A 13,687-nucleotide genomic window follows, 5' to 3' on the forward strand; every position below is an offset into this window, starting at 1 on the left:
GAAGGCTCCGTTCAATTGTCGGTACCGGTGTAGGTGCGCCAAGGCACCTTCACGCCGTTTACGAGGAATCCCCAGTCACCGCGCCACTTGCTGGTGATGAAGAGGGTGATGACGCCGCCGGGTGATACCTGGTCGATGCGGTGATATTCGCCGTGGTTGAGGCGGGCGGTGTCGCCTGGGCTTCGAGTGCTCATTGACAGCTTGAATAGATCATCCGGCTCTTCCAACCACAGAAGAGGGCCCGGTTTCAGCATGTCGACGTGGCTCGCAGGCTCGAGACGCTCTTCCGTGTAACAGCCGCGCAGGATGATCGTCCGGGCGTTCCATGGATGGTCATGCAGATCCCGGTCTTCATCTGGCCGCATGATGTGGTGAATTCGTAACGACCACGGGCACCACCAGAGCGCAGCCTTATGCGTCTCCCGGCTGTACGGGTTGAACAGCCACCAGCGGCCCATGTACATCTCGGTGCCGTCGGCGGACATGATGTGCTGGTACGGGGTGAGCTTGGCGCGGGCGATAAGCCAGTCGGCGATTGCCGGGCGCGCGAGTACCTTGGCGATGATTCGCCAGAAGATGTTCAGCATGGGGCGTCCTATGCCGGGGCATGCCCGGGCGGTGGAGGGTGGGTTATGCGGCGGCCTTTAGCGCTTCGATGATTCTCTGGCCGGCGAGCGGCGGAACGGCGTTGCCGGCCATGTGCATGGTCAGTCGGTGGTTATCAGGGCGCAGCGTGTCGGCTGGGAATGACATTGCGGCAAGTGCTTCGTTTGCACTGAGCATCCGCATCTCATCGCCGCGCACCAAGGCCCAACGGTCGAGCGTAGTAATGGTGCCGATCGGCCGGTTGATATCGCGACCGGTCAGCCCTGAACCTTTACCGTAATAAGGCATGATGAAACGCTCTCCGAAGCGCTGGCGTCCGTTGCGTACCCGGTCGAGTGTTGCCTGTGCTCGACCAGGCTTTTCGATTTTCGACCATTTCCCTGAGTCGAAATCGAGGAAGCTACTGGCAGGAACGTGTTCGCATTGCTGGAGCTGCAGTTGAATAGGTGCCTTGCTCTTCGTGCAGATCAGGAACAAGCGCACTCGGTGCTGCGGTACTCCAAGGTCTGCGCAATCCACGATGTGCGGAGCGACCTGATATCCGAGGCGCTGCATGGCGTCGACCCAGCTCGGGTAAAGCACCCAGTCGACGAATTCAGGCACGTTTTCCACTACCCAGGCGTCCTGCTCAAGCACCTCGGCAGCGGACGGCACAGCCCAGGCGGTTGACCTTGATGCATCGTGCTCGGGGTTCCCCTTTTTCTTGCCTCGGGCCTTTGCGTGGCCTTGGCAGCATGGAGATGCTATACCGATATCAGTCCGAGGTACCGCCGCCCAGTTTGCCTGGTGCAAGTCCTGGCAGACGTGGATGGCTCCCGGGTGGTTGGCGCTGTGCCACTCAACCGCTACTGGCCAGTGGTTCGCAGCCCAAAGCACATCGACGCCGGCCGCTTCGGCGCCCTCCGTCCATCCGCCAAGCCCGGCGAACAAATCAATTGCTGTTGTCATGGTGATTTATCGCTTCTTGAAGGTTTTGGTCAGTGCCGCGTTGACGCTGTTACCTCGCAGCAGAACCACGCGAGCGATGGCCGCTCGATCTTTCTGGCTGTGACTGGCTTGGCCAAGTAGGCCGAAGTAGCTGTTTGCGGTCTCGCGCAGATCCTCGGCGGATGCTGTGGCGACTCGCTTCAGTGCCTGGGCCATCGACCGCTTCCGAGTTGTCCGGCGCCACGGCTTGATTACATGACCGACGAAGTCGACGCCGCGATCCACCGGTTGCATGATGGTCTTCTTGGGGTTCAGCTTAGCGCCGAGCCTCGGCAGGAACGCTTCGACCTGCTCGCGCCACTCATTCAACTGCTGCGGCGACTCATGCAGAAACACGAAATCATCGACGTAGCGGATGTAGTGATCGGCGCCGAGCTGGTGCTTTGCGAACTTGTCGAGCGCATCGAGGTACACGTTCGCGAAGAACTGCGATGACAGGTTCCCGATCGGTAGGCCGAGGTGCGCTGGCTGTGCGGTCAGACGCTTGTGCTGAGGCACTCGATTGAACAGATGTGGCGGGCTGCGCAGTAAGTAGTCTTCGCGCGGGTCGTGCATCAGGATCGTTTCAGTCAGTGCCAGCCACCAAGGTTCGTTGATCTTCTTCGCCAGTTGCTGGCGCAGCACCTGCTTATCGATCGCGACGAAGAAGTTGGCCAGGTCGCACTTTAGGTAGAACATCGGCTTCGACCAGTTTTGGCTGGCGCTGCGGATCTTCGATTCAAGGCGCTTCGCGGCGTACAACGTGCCGCGCCCTGGGATGCATGCGCAACTGTCCGCTATGAAGCTGTCGTAGAAGCGCGGTGCCACATGGTTGTACATCAGGTGGTGGACGACGCGGTCCCGAAATGCTGCCGCCCAAACTTCGCGGGCTTTCGGTCGGGTAACCACGAAACAGATGGAACGGCCTGGCCGGTAGGTGCCGGCGATCAGGTCGTCGTGGAGCTCCAGCAAGTTGATCTCCATGTCCTTCTCGAAGTGCCGGGCGCTCGCGGTGTTCCGCTTGTTCCGGCGACAGTCGTAATACGCTTGGACAAGATCCTCGAAATGGAAGGGTGCAACACTTAAATCTGCGGACCGGGCGCGCGACGCGCTCGTTGTTCTTGTCGTTGTTGTTGAGCCAGACATCTTCAAAGTCCATGTTGTAGGCGTTGTTGGCGGAGAACTGCGACCTATCGAGCTATCTACATCGCCTTGCCGAAGGCGGAACCGATCAGCAAGGCAACTGCACAAGACCTGCGCGGACGCTTTAGACCGGCGGTATCTTTTATGTGCATGGCGGTGACCCAGAGATCAGCGGCTCGACCAGATTTTGCGCACAGACGCGAGAGCCTTGGCCCTCACGCAGCGGGCGCGGTTGCGGACTTCTTCCAGGCATTTGCCTGTCGGCCTACAGAGGCCGTTAACTTCATTGCTTTGGCGTGCTGCCCCTTGCTGATGAGCGCCTTATTGGTGAGCGCTCGCAGTAAGTAATTCAGCATCCAAATGCTTTCCAGCAGAAGGTTGAGGTGGGGCAGCTTGTCTCTCGACATGTTGGCCCGACCAATCAACACCAAAACCTGCAGGCACTCATCTCGAATCTTTGCTCCGACGACCTGCTTCAGATCGCGGGGAATGTTTCGCACCAGATCGAGTGACATGCCGAGCAGTTCTTCTGCAACCTTGTGGATCTCCAGATCCATGTGAAGGGCCATCCTGGCCTCCTTGAAAAGCGAGGGCGCTATCGCGCCCATGAATGAAGGATTGAAGTATCAAATAAATCGTCTGCGGACCGGGCGCGCGACGCGCTCGACGCTCTTGCCGAGGCTGGTGAGCCAGACATCTTCAAAGGCCATGGCGTAGGCGCCGGTGGCGGAGAACTGCGAGCTGGTCCAGTGATAGCGCTTACTAAATACACCCTTATCGCCCAGTGTGATTTCAAGAAACGTAGCCTCGCGATGGGACATCAGATGGAAGTCCTTGTGACCCTCGCGCTCAAAGGCCGCGCAGAACTGGGCGGCTGGGTAGGAGTCATCGGCGCCGATCAGATCGTCCGTGTTGGCTCGACCATCCCAGGCACTCTTGGCGCCATTGAGTTCGTTGCCGTAGCCGCCCCATTCAAACTCGCCTTCAGCATCCGCACCGGTCGGCACGATCAGGTAATAGGGTTTGCCGTCGCCCGGGAACAAACCGCCATTCACACCACCTTCGCCAGGCCAGATTTCACCTACAGCAGGGATGTCGCTTGCGGCAGCGGTCGGAGTGACGCCAATCGCCAGAGAAGCCAGCTTGAGCACCACCGATTCATCTGGGCTACTGATCATCAGATCGCCCCGGGTGTAGGTGGTCAGTTGATTCGTTTGCATTGGATGCTCCTGTGAGCGAATTGGGCGCAGGCCGCCGGCGCTACCCGGCAAGCTTCTGGTCTGAGCGTCGTCCTGACACTCCCGGGAATCGCCTGCATAAAAGCAATGAAGGAATGAATTACTGAATAGGAAGGCTGCGGACCGGGCGCGCGACGCGCTCGGTGCTCTTGCCGAAGTAGTCGAGCCAGACATCTTCAAAGTCCATGCTGTAGGCGCAGTCGGCGGAGAACTGCGAACTCAGCCAGTGCCAACGATCTTCGCGCAGGGTGACCAAGCCTTCGGACTTCGCCGCCATCAGCAGAGCGCCTTCGAGGTAGGACGGGATGTGCGCATCCAGCTCCAGCGCCTGGGCGGCGATATCGCTGCCAGCTTCGGCCATGGCGCGGGTATTGGCGGCGCCGTCACTGAGGCTTTTCGCGCCGGCGATGTCCTCGCCATACTTGCCCCAGGTGCCGATCAGTTCGTTGTCGAGCAACACCAAGGCGCGCTCTTCGCCGTTCAGCCAGTAGCGATTGACGAAGGTGCCGCCGGCGAGAGGCTGACCGCGTTCTGGCAGGTCGGCGGCGGCTACGGATTGTTGTGCATGTTGAGTCATGGTTTTCTCCGGGTATGCGCCGCCCTCCGTGACCGGATGCGCAGCGTGGGTAGGGGTTATTCGTCGTGAGTGATGCGAAGGGCTTCGCGGTCGTGGGCGAGTTTCAATTTCCGCGACACGTTTTCAGGTATTTCGTATTTGTGTCGCTGAGGTGGCTCAAGCAGAGGAAGAGCGCCGCCCGGGCCAAGCCCGTGCAGGTGATGAATCATCAGCGTTATCGCCTCGCCCTGCTCCTCGATGCCGCTCCAGGCCATCAGCTCAGCAAGTGCTTGGCGCGTGCCGCGCAGGCAGTGCAGCCGAATCTCTTCTTCGCCGCGGCTCTTCCTCTTCGCCGCGGCTTTCTCTGAACGTTCCGCGTTGCTCTTGGCCATGGCCTACCTCTTCAATTCCGCTGGCCGGCAAGTCCAGCCAGGTCTGTCGTTTGCGTTGTTGGGTGCGAAGATGTCTCACGCCGCTACCTTCACCTGATGCCAGGCGCCGGCGGCGTAGAACAGCTTCGCAGCTTGGGCTTCGTCCATCGATATCTCGTCGGGAATGGCGATCCAGCCTGACGCGACCAGATGAGTCGGGTTCGCGCTGTTGCGCAGCTCCAGGTAGTAATGCTCGATGGCATCGGTCAGGCGCTCGACCTTGTAGATGCCCTCCGGCGAGATCTCCACCGACTTGATGTACTCGGCGCCGCGCTCGTCTCGACACATGGCGCCGATATAGATCGTCCAGTGGTAGGAGAAGTCGAAGATCGCGTTGGCGATCGCCAGACTTCGGATCTGCTTGCAGTTCTTCCAGTTCGCCATGATCTGGCTGCCGCTGGGGTCGATGTTCACTACCGCGACGTGATTGGTGCGCAGCAGCGCCCGGCAACTGCGCTCAGCCCGGACGAAACCGTTGTTGGGTTTTCGTTTCGACTTCATACCGAGTCCGCCATTCTGCGCAGAGCCTTGCGGGCGGCTGCCGATATCGGCTTCGGGCGCCGCTTGAGGACCGTTTCAGGGTCTATTTTGTTCGAGCGGGGCGGTGGCAGCGGATTGCGCGGCGGGCTTTTCAGTTGGTCGATCCGCCCGCCGGCGGCCAGGTACTGCGCGATTCGGTCAGCGATCGACTCGGCGTCCGGGCGGTGCTGCTCGACGAGGTTGAGGTGGTTGCTGATCATGCTGGCCTCACTTAATCCGGATCGAGCTGTCGCCGCGCTCCAAATGCGCGTAGGCAGGTTCTTCGAGCAGTTCGTGTTCCGCGTCTTCGCCGGCGGCCATGCGCTTGCGCACGGCTTCGTTGTGCTCGCGAATCTCCTTGAGCTTGGCGGCGATCGCGTTCTTGTCAGGGGTGATACTGGTACTCACCGCCGTGAGCTCGTCCGGCACTGCGTCCTCGTTGTCGACGATGACCTTCTCCTTGCCCAAGGCCAGCGTGATGGTGAACAGCGGGCGCTTGATCGACTTGAGGTTGGCGGCTTCCATGTTCCGACGCAGGTAATCGCTGATCTGCGAAACGCTGTTGGATTTGATGCGCTTAAGCTCTTTCAGGCGCTCAATCTCCGTGTCGATGGCCGTCACGTCGCTTTCAATGTTGCGGCGCAGCATGACGATGTTGTCGGCCTTCACCTCAAACTCGCCTTGGATCTCGTCCATCGCGTGCTGCAGGGCCTCTTTCAGGCCCTCGTCGTCGGTGTCGGCCATCCCTTGAAGTTCGGCAAGCTTGCCGGTCAGTGCGTAGAGCTGGGTCATGCTGCATTCTCCTTGCCGGGCTCAAAAGCCGCTTTGCGTTCTTCAAAGGCGCGAGTGATGCGGGCGATAAACGTCGGCTCGTTGCGGCGGGTCGCCTCGCGGATGTATTTGACGTTCAGCATCTTCAGTTCGTGGGCGGTGACGGCCTTGCCCATCGTTTCCACGGCCGAGTTCAGCCACTCCAGTCGCTCCTGCTTCTGGCGCAGGATCTCGGCGTCCTTGTCCACTGCCAGTTCGATTGCTTGTTCTTCCTTGAGCTGCTCGACGTAGGTGTGGTCATCGAACATGCCGAGGAACACGTCGGCACTGAAGCCGAGCATCGACAGCGATTTCTTGATGGCGTCGGTCAGCGACTTCTTCGGCGCTTCCCCGTCTGTGGTGGTGCCGTACTTCGATTTGTAGAGGTAGCGCGTGCAGCCGTACTGCTCGATCTCGCCGCGCTTCCCGTCCAGCTCGAACCAGAAACGAATCTTGATGGTGTGGTTCAGCTCGCGGCCCAGCACCAGGCGCTTGTCGCCTTCGCCGCTGACCATCTCGGAGCCCTCATCGAAGCGCTCTTCAACGATCAACCAACCGAAACCAATGCCGACCGGGCCGAAAACCTCAGTCGCTTTCATGATCATCGCGGTGCCGTTGAGGCTGGTGATCTTCTGCCCGCCAACCTCTGCCGCTTTGGTGTATCGGGTATCGGTCGTGCTGACCTTGTCCCAGATCTGCATGTTTTTATCGGACATGACTGTTCTCCGCGCCACCGGAGAGGGGCGCTGGTTTAGTGCGTTATGAGGTGATGCGATCGGCGAGGGCGCTGAGCAGCATCAGGAAGGTGTAAATCGAGAGGACTCGAAACGAACCGCGCCGAATCAGGATGCGGCGTGCACGCTGAAGGCTGGTCATCGGAACACGTGGTAGGTGGTGGAGCGCGGCACCTGGCACGTACCCTGGCCATCGCGAACGATGCCGTAAGCCCCTGCACCGGCTACCAGAACTGCAACGAGAACCCAGTAGACGAGATTCATGGTCGAGCCCTCACGGCGATGCGGCCTTGTTTGATGGCCGCCACCAGCGGAGGAGGGAGCGCCGAAACAGGAAGTTCGCGGGGGATGCCCGCACCGATAACTGCGAGGCTTCGTTTAATCTCCTCCAGCTGCTCATCGAGAAGCGTTTTAACCGGTGCAGTGGTCATGCCGAAACTCCTTTCAGATGCGCGTTGCGCTCGACGAACTTGGCGTCCAGCGCATCCCGATAACGGTTGGCGGTGCGGGTGTCGATGATCTCGGCGAACTCCGCCATTTCGATCATGCCCATGACGAAGGTGCGATCCGGCACTGGTGTGTAGGACTTGCGCATCTTCGCGATCTCAAGGCCCAGCCGGGCCAGTGCTACCTGATTGCTCATAACTTGTCGTCCTCGACAGCCTCTCGCTCAGCTGCTACTGCTTCGGCGGCGTGCGGACGGAGGAGGCCGGTTGCGATCGTTTCCAACTCCGTGACTGGGCTGTCGGTGCCCAGCAGGTGCCTGGCGTGTGTCAGCGCCTCGGCCGGACTGCCGACCACGACAGCCAGCACTAGGTTGGCGAACGAATCGCGATCATCCAGCCCGTCGATCTGGCGCTGATTCAGGTGTAGTTGCAGGTGTTCGGCATACTGCGCTGAGGTCACTTTCTGCGCCGGGCCAAACCGGCGCTTCCATTCCACATCCGAGCCGCACACCAGCTGTTCAGCGGCGCTTTCCAGCCATTCGCGCTGATCGTCCGGTTCGCTCACCGCCGGAGGCAACTTCGCATCGTGCATGGACTGACAGATATTCATTGCTGCGTTCATGGTTGCCTCCAGAGCGGCGGGTGTTGATCCAACAAAACTCGGATGCACTCATCCGCTCCGCTGGTTGCCGTTGGGCGCGGAGGGGAGTGCAAACTGGGGTTATGCAGAGCGACCGTGGTTTGGGTGAAACCCATAACGCAGCTCTGCAGATTTTCTCGCTGCCGCAGCATCAAGAAAGCATTTGAAGTGCCCGAGAGTCAGACACTTGCCGTCAACGCCGATCGTCACTCGAAACGACGATGATTTTTTAAGGAAGTACACGCCGTGAATGCCGCTTCTGTTGAGGTGCTGAAGCTTGGCGTTACGGTTGTTGTCCGTGATTGAGACGGTGCGTAGATTCTCAATCCGGTTATCCGTCCGATTGCCGTTGATGTGGTCAATCTGAAGGCCTGGCGGGATCTCGCCGTGATGGATCTGCCAGATTACCCTGTGCACGTACAGTGATTTTCTGCCTGACCGGGTGGTGAGATATCCGTCATATCGTAAAGAGCCGACGCGGGTGCCAGCAGCTACTCCTGATGCTCGGACAAGACTTCCATCGTCAGCGCGATACTCGTAAATCTGGCGTAATTCGAATGCACAGAGATCTATTGAAGGGAGGTCTCTTTTTCTTCTGCTGCGAGCCTGATCGCATGATTTGCAATACGATCCGTATCCGCTTTTTCGAGACCGGTCTTTGTAAAATTTCTCAGTTGGTAGGTCTCGAAAGCATTTTCCGCAGTTTTTTGTTTGCACAATCATCGCCACCTCCTTTCGGAAGCGTTTTGGTGTCGGGGGAGGGTGGCCCGGTCTCGCTGCTGGCGACAGACCGGGTTTGCAGCATCAAGTTGTCTTCGAGCGCTGGGGTGGCCTACCGCGTTCGGCCGATGCGCGGTGACATCGACGGCCTACTGTCCGCTGCCTGTATGGGTGATGGGCGCCGGCCTTCAGGCTTGCCGCGCCGCGCAGGTGAATCGCTCACGTTTACATGGCTGCCATTCCTCTGATTGAAGGCAACTGCCGAGCATTCCTCGGTAGTTGGTGGAGATGCAGGTGGGCGGTTACAGGCCGCGTTTTCGTCCGCATCGGGGTGTGATCGGAACACCGGGGCGCTACCCCCACTTGGTTCCCGCCGCGTTTGTAGTATTGGCCGTCTCGCTTATACCGGCTCAGGACATTCACGGGTCTTTGCGATCCTAGCGCTGCAGCCCACTTGGGCACGCTCCGATCACACCCCGATGCGCTCTCATAGAGAGGATTGGAAATATAAAGCCACAGTTAAGGGGCTTGAGGTGGGCGATGGTTGGTTATGACCCTGAGCGCAGCCAGCGCGCGTACCGGCTTTCTGGCTGAACTCCTGGCATGGTCTTCTCGATGAGGCTTACTAGGGCGAGCCGCAGGGGGAACGTCCCCTTGAACAGAACCGTATCGCGGATCTCGCAGCGTGCCGTGCTGGTGTGCTTGCCGTAGATCTCGGCAATCGCAAAGTGAAGCTTCCTGTTCCACTCGATGCCGTTGAACGCAAGCACCTGCTCGACAAGCTCCTGAGACGGAGCGTGCGACAGCTTGTCGAAAGCCGCTTCGATCACTGGGCATGTCTCGGGCACCAGGTCGAAAGACAGGGCCTCAGCTGGAGTAACTTTAGTGTCTTCGCGGAATGCCATCTCGTCTTGCTCCGTTGTTCGTTGATTTCCCGTCTGGCCCTGTCGCCAAGGCCAGCCAGTGAAATCTGTTTTTGAACCATGGCAAAAATTGCCAGAGTTCGATTTCCATCCCATGCTCGGCGCCGCGGTTTCCCCACCTGGCCGGCGTCACACATTTCGTGTTCGGTGTTATTCGCCGGCTGGCTTGCATGGTTTGGCGTCCTCCCATATGGGGAGTCCGGCAGGTTCCAGAGCCTGCATGGAGATCGAAGTTTGTGTTTCGCGCTATGCCCGTTTCCGGGGATCGATCCGCGAAGATTCCAAATTGTGAAAGAGCGGCGGGTCTGTTGAGGCCCTTCGCAGTGGCTGTGTGTCGCTGCGATGGGTGAACATTACCGTACGGTAATAAAACCAGTCAATACCGTTTGGTAATAAATTTTCGCGCGGGCACAAAAAAGCCCGCTCAGTGGCGGGCTATACAAGAAAGGCTGGGGCTACGATCTTTCGATCTGGGTTATGGCTGGCGTTGGAGCTCCTCTTCAGCGTCCTGGTCATTCGGAACAGATAAGGCCAAGTAGTAAGCCCAGCACCAGCCGATCAATGTCCACCCAAGGAACAGATTGATTAGGAAAAGCTTTCGCGGCTGACTTGACTCAGATAAGGCAACACAAATTGAGGGGAACAGGTAAATGAGTATCGCGCTGACGTAGAAGGTGATATTGGCCGCAATGGCGACCCCGTTATTTCCATTACTGATGAAGTAGCTGACTAAGCAGGTAGGTGCTAGCAACGCCAATCCGAAGACTCCCATCTCATTTTCCTCATGAAAGCTCGTTGGTAGCTATTTGATACCACGCAACACGTACTTTGGATAGCTGGCGCTTTCAGGGTGACTGCCACGCGGCGCTCAGAAGGTAGTCGCGATCGCCTGTGCGAGCTGCATGTCTGACATCAGCGGTGCAGGGTAGGCCGAGCGGTAGTACCTGGAGGCCTGCTCAAACTCCGCACCACGGATATCGCCGTCCGAACCAATGAACGCCAGAGCGTCGGTCTTGGCCGACTTGAAAATCTCAGGCGGCTCAGTCGTGAGGGATGTGGTCGCTCCAATTAAAATGGTTGGCGCGGAGATTGTGAGAAATATCGCGGCAGCGATAGGGTTGGCCCCATCACCCGATACGGCCTGAGTGCTAACTGACAACAGCATGGCGGCCGCCAGGATCTTCAGTGTGTCCACTCTTCGATGCTTCCATTGCGATCTGAGGGCGCCACCATAGCAGAGCAGGGCGCTTGCCAGAAACAAGAAGCCCGGCGCTGGGCCGGGCTTTCGAATTTAGGCCGCGAGCGACCTTATGTCTTCTATAAGCTGAGACGCGGTCTTGAAAACCAGAACGCTTGCGCTTTCTGCCAGCGCAGAAGCTGCCTTACCAACGTCCTGAGGGTTGGCCGACTCTAAAATCACCAGGCGTCTTGCTTGTGGTGCGGCATTCTTCAGATCAACCATTTTACCTAAGGTGCTGTAGACGGACAGCCAGTGCGGCTTGTCATCCTGAGCACTTACGGTCTGAATGATCTGCGGATTGCCAGACTCAACGTCAAGCGCGAACTGGAACTTAAGGTTGTGGCCGCTCGCGCCCTGAACCTCATAGTCCCTTTTCACTCGCTTGGGGAACCCGGCGCGAAGAGCCTTCGAAACAATCTTCTCAAATTTGGATATGGGCGCAGGTCGCCAAGCATCGCAAGCTTGGCTGATTTGGCTCGCCGCTTCGATAAATCTAGCCATGTAGTACGGTACATCTTTTTCGGCACACGACGCATGCAACTCACCGCTTTCGGATAAGGCAATGTGGCAATCCGCGGCGATGGCAGCCAGTTTCGCGGCCTTGTTCGCATTTGGGCTGACACCCATAGTCATGGCGTGAAATAAAGTGTCCGCGTTATCGGTGATCCGAACCCGGCCTTGCCCAATATCCTGCACATAAGCACCGATAAGGGTGCCGTCGAAGGATAGGGAGATTGGGCTTTCCAGGTAAACGAGGCCGCTATTGATATGCGTACACGCTAGACCGAAGGCCTCGGTAATATGTGTGCAATTCATATCAACCTCATTTGTGGCTCATCGTTTTCCGTTGGTAGATTTAATGGTGGTGCGCCGATGATATTGGCACGACTTAGGAATACCTGCCACAGGCTTGAGACGGGCTGTGCATTGAGAGGCTCGATGTACCCGTACGATGCCTCAGGGACTGGCAAATGGATGTGGGGGTGAGAAATCTTCCGCATGAAGAACTCCCTCCCAATGCCGACCTTGTTCACATGATTCGCGGAACCGTTCTCATCTATTCCGAAGACGCGGGCATTATTGACCAGCAGGGTCATATAAAGCTTGTCCGGCACATCCTGGATTAGACTTGGCTTGTAGTCGAGTTGTAGGAATAGGCCCTCTGGGCGCACATTGCCCACTTGAAGTGCCGTCCGGAACTTGAAGCTTGAAGGCCACTGCTTGACCGATGTTTGAACCCATTCAATGGAGTCGCCGGCAACCCAATGCTTTTCTACCTCAAGTCCAGCCATTGCTTCTTCATAGGAGATTTTTGACGGCTTTGCCATTCACGCAATGCTCCGCATCTGCATTCCCTTGGCGCCCTCATTGGGCTGCTCGCATACGTTATAAAAAACCGACTACTCCGGTTTCGCCCTGGTGATGCGCTGATCCCTAACCTCATCCGCATAACCCGCCAGCCGATCTTCCCCCGCCTGCATTACTACGCAGATCCTGATCACTGCCTGGGCGTCCGCCTCATTCCCGGCCAGGCTCAGACGCTCGGCAATGCGCATAAGCTCGACCGCTGACCACTTGAGGTCTGAGCTGGTGCCTTGAAGGTCGCGCTTAAGTTCTTGGTTAGGATTGGTGAGGGTCATAACTAGAAGCTCCGGCCTGTCCACCAATAGATGATCTGTGCCAGCACCTGGATGTCGCCCTCTCGGTCGCCTGGTATCTCCAGAGGCGGGTACTGCCCGTTATCGGAGATGATCGTCAAACCATCAAGTCCACGCTGAATGCGCTTGATCTGAAGCTGACCGCGCATAAGAAAGAAATAAATCGCGTCTGACTCAACCGACGTAACACCCGAGTCAACCAAAACAGCATCTCCGCTCCTTATAGTGGGGGCCATGCTGTCGCCGCGCCCAGAAATGAGTTTTAGGTTATCGATCTTGGTGTAGGTCAGATTCTGGCGCACCCAGTTCGCATCGAGACTCATGTTCTCAACGACCATGTTCATTTCTGGTGGCTCCGTTCCTGGGCCCATTGATGCTGCAATATCAAAACGTTTTACCGCGACAACGGAGCGGTAGCTTTTTATTTTCTGCGCTAATCCCGATGGCAAGCCTTCGACGTTGATGGTCTCGTTCGTATCTAGCTGGATGCTATCTAAGGCATAGCGAGGTAAGCCGAAAGCAGACTCAACCTCTCGTGCCATGTCTTCGCCAATGCTTTTCGACCCGTCTTTATCGGGAGAAGAGAGGCAGCGGGAAATATAGTTCTGCGGCTTGCCGAGCTTTTCCGCCAGCCGAGACTGTGCACCGCGCGTTCCCACGCCAAATTCTTTGTCCATCAGTTTTTGCAGGTTGTGCCTGCGCACGTCACGTAAGTCCATTCGACGATTCTCTACGGCCATTACTTCTAGGTAAATGACCATTCGGTATTGATTAGTTGGTTACCAAGCGGTAATAATTGCGCATCACTTAGGAGATATCGTGATGCGAACCAAAAACACGCAGTTATTGGAGTGGCTCAAGACAGCCTCGGATGAGGTTGTAGAAAGAACCGGGACCACTCGCGGCTACCTGAAACAAATTGCCTACGGCAACAAACAAGCGTCCGCCAGCGTGGCCTCGTCTCTTGAGCGGGAAACTTGCGGCCTACTGACTCGCAAATCGCTCCGCCCAAATGACTGGACCGTGATTTGGCCAGAACTCGCGTCGGCGGCCTAAC

The 13,687-nt window shown here is 57.8% G+C and carries 24 protein-coding genes; 1 reads left to right on the plus strand and 23 read right to left on the minus strand.

The annotated features are described in order from the left end of the window. Positions 1–11: 11 nt before the first annotated feature. From JJD74_RS14015 to JJD74_RS14120, 23 genes are all read right to left on the minus strand, one after another. Positions 12–587: a hypothetical protein gene (locus tag JJD74_RS14015; protein WP_200614715.1), complete on the minus strand. Its 576-nt coding sequence runs from the start codon at positions 585–587 to the stop codon at positions 12–14. Between the two features lie 43 nt (positions 588–630). Beyond that, positions 631–1,554 carry a DNA cytosine methyltransferase gene (locus tag JJD74_RS14020; protein WP_200614718.1) on the minus strand — a complete coding sequence of 308 codons (924 nt, stop codon included), beginning with the start codon at positions 1,552–1,554 and terminating at the stop codon, positions 631–633. A 6-nt stretch (positions 1,555–1,560) separates the two neighbouring features. Further along, the gene (locus JJD74_RS14025; protein WP_234451740.1) at positions 1,561–2,556 is read right to left on the minus strand and encodes an RNA-directed DNA polymerase; all 996 of its coding nucleotides are present in this window, start codon (positions 2,554–2,556) and stop codon (positions 1,561–1,563) included. 374 nt (positions 2,557–2,930) lie between these two features. Continuing rightward, positions 2,931–3,284, minus strand: coding sequence for a four helix bundle protein (locus JJD74_RS14030; protein WP_108183214.1), 354 nt, complete (start codon positions 3,282–3,284; stop codon positions 2,931–2,933). A 57-nt stretch (positions 3,285–3,341) separates the two neighbouring features. Next, positions 3,342–3,935 carry a DUF1566 domain-containing protein gene (locus tag JJD74_RS14035; RefSeq protein WP_200614721.1) on the minus strand — a complete coding sequence of 198 codons (594 nt, stop codon included), beginning with the start codon at positions 3,933–3,935 and terminating at the stop codon, positions 3,342–3,344. 118 nt (positions 3,936–4,053) lie between these two features. Continuing rightward, positions 4,054–4,530: a hypothetical protein gene (locus JJD74_RS14040; protein ID WP_200614723.1), complete on the minus strand. Its 477-nt coding sequence runs from the start codon at positions 4,528–4,530 to the stop codon at positions 4,054–4,056. Positions 4,531–4,586: 56 nt separating this feature from the next. Beyond that, positions 4,587–4,901, minus strand: coding sequence for a hypothetical protein (locus tag JJD74_RS14045; RefSeq protein WP_200614725.1), 315 nt, complete (start codon positions 4,899–4,901; stop codon positions 4,587–4,589). 75 nt (positions 4,902–4,976) lie between these two features. Beyond that, the gene (locus JJD74_RS14050; protein WP_200614728.1) at positions 4,977–5,441 is read right to left on the minus strand and encodes a hypothetical protein; all 465 of its coding nucleotides are present in this window, start codon (positions 5,439–5,441) and stop codon (positions 4,977–4,979) included. Continuing rightward, positions 5,438–5,680, minus strand: coding sequence for a hypothetical protein (locus JJD74_RS14055; RefSeq protein WP_200614730.1), 243 nt, complete (start codon positions 5,678–5,680; stop codon positions 5,438–5,440). The genes JJD74_RS14050 and JJD74_RS14055 overlap by 4 nt, the downstream gene beginning before the upstream one ends. Before the next feature lie 7 nt (positions 5,681–5,687). Further along, positions 5,688–6,251, minus strand: coding sequence for a siphovirus Gp157 family protein (locus JJD74_RS14060; RefSeq protein ID WP_200614733.1), 564 nt, complete (start codon positions 6,249–6,251; stop codon positions 5,688–5,690). Next, positions 6,248–6,985, minus strand: a complete 738-nt coding sequence (locus JJD74_RS14065; RefSeq protein WP_200614736.1) for a hypothetical protein — start codon at positions 6,983–6,985, stop codon at positions 6,248–6,250. The genes JJD74_RS14060 and JJD74_RS14065 overlap by 4 nt, the downstream gene beginning before the upstream one ends. 156 nt (positions 6,986–7,141) lie before the next feature. After that, complete coding sequence (locus JJD74_RS31125; RefSeq protein WP_267910636.1) at positions 7,142–7,267, minus strand: hypothetical protein; 126 nt, start codon at positions 7,265–7,267, stop codon at positions 7,142–7,144. After that, on the minus strand, positions 7,264–7,434 hold the full coding sequence (locus JJD74_RS14070) for a hypothetical protein (protein WP_200614737.1): 171 nt from the start codon (positions 7,432–7,434) through the stop codon (positions 7,264–7,266). Before JJD74_RS14070 ends, JJD74_RS31125 begins: the two co-directional genes overlap by 4 nt. Then, on the minus strand, positions 7,431–7,646 hold the full coding sequence (locus tag JJD74_RS14075) for a hypothetical protein (RefSeq protein ID WP_115148368.1): 216 nt from the start codon (positions 7,644–7,646) through the stop codon (positions 7,431–7,433). The genes JJD74_RS14070 and JJD74_RS14075 overlap by 4 nt, the downstream gene beginning before the upstream one ends. After that, entirely contained in the window at positions 7,643–8,071 is a 429-nt protein-coding gene (locus JJD74_RS14080) for a hypothetical protein (RefSeq protein ID WP_200614758.1), read from the minus strand. The genes JJD74_RS14075 and JJD74_RS14080 overlap by 4 nt, the downstream gene beginning before the upstream one ends. 99 nt (positions 8,072–8,170) lie before the next feature. Then, positions 8,171–8,812 carry an HNH endonuclease gene (locus JJD74_RS14085; protein ID WP_200614769.1) on the minus strand — a complete coding sequence of 214 codons (642 nt, stop codon included), beginning with the start codon at positions 8,810–8,812 and terminating at the stop codon, positions 8,171–8,173. 545 nt (positions 8,813–9,357) lie between these two features. Continuing rightward, positions 9,358–9,714: a hypothetical protein gene (locus JJD74_RS14090; RefSeq protein WP_200614772.1), complete on the minus strand. Its 357-nt coding sequence runs from the start codon at positions 9,712–9,714 to the stop codon at positions 9,358–9,360. 493 nt (positions 9,715–10,207) lie between these two features. Continuing rightward, positions 10,208–10,504 carry a superinfection immunity protein gene (locus JJD74_RS31455; protein WP_115148362.1) on the minus strand — a complete coding sequence of 99 codons (297 nt, stop codon included), beginning with the start codon at positions 10,502–10,504 and terminating at the stop codon, positions 10,208–10,210. Positions 10,505–10,600: 96 nt separating this feature from the next. Next, a complete protein-coding gene (locus tag JJD74_RS14100; RefSeq protein ID WP_200614775.1) occupies positions 10,601–10,927 on the minus strand; it encodes a DUF2388 domain-containing protein in 327 nt (108 codons plus the stop codon). A gap of 96 nt (positions 10,928–11,023) precedes the next feature. After that, complete coding sequence (locus tag JJD74_RS14105) at positions 11,024–11,788, minus strand: DUF1828 domain-containing protein (RefSeq protein ID WP_093100268.1); 765 nt, start codon at positions 11,786–11,788, stop codon at positions 11,024–11,026. Beyond that, on the minus strand, positions 11,785–12,300 hold the full coding sequence (locus JJD74_RS14110) for a hypothetical protein (RefSeq protein ID WP_200614777.1): 516 nt from the start codon (positions 12,298–12,300) through the stop codon (positions 11,785–11,787). Before JJD74_RS14110 ends, JJD74_RS14105 begins: the two co-directional genes overlap by 4 nt. Positions 12,301–12,372: 72 nt before the next feature. Continuing rightward, the gene (locus tag JJD74_RS14115) at positions 12,373–12,612 is read right to left on the minus strand and encodes a hypothetical protein (protein ID WP_200614787.1); all 240 of its coding nucleotides are present in this window, start codon (positions 12,610–12,612) and stop codon (positions 12,373–12,375) included. A gap of 2 nt (positions 12,613–12,614) precedes the next feature. Continuing rightward, on the minus strand, positions 12,615–13,349 hold the full coding sequence (locus tag JJD74_RS14120) for a S24 family peptidase (protein ID WP_181818554.1): 735 nt from the start codon (positions 13,347–13,349) through the stop codon (positions 12,615–12,617). A gap of 103 nt (positions 13,350–13,452) precedes the next feature. Here JJD74_RS14120 and JJD74_RS14125 point away from each other — a divergent pair, with 103 nt between their 5' ends. Beyond that, positions 13,453–13,686 (plus strand): hypothetical protein, encoded by a 234-nt coding sequence (locus tag JJD74_RS14125; protein WP_115148357.1) that lies wholly within the window; start codon positions 13,453–13,455, stop codon positions 13,684–13,686. The last annotated feature ends 1 nt before the right edge of the window (position 13,687 follow it).

It is taken from the genome of Pseudomonas sp. MF6776, assembly GCF_016613125.1.
Classification (GTDB): Bacteria; Pseudomonadota; Gammaproteobacteria; order Pseudomonadales; family Pseudomonadaceae; genus Aquipseudomonas; species Aquipseudomonas iridis.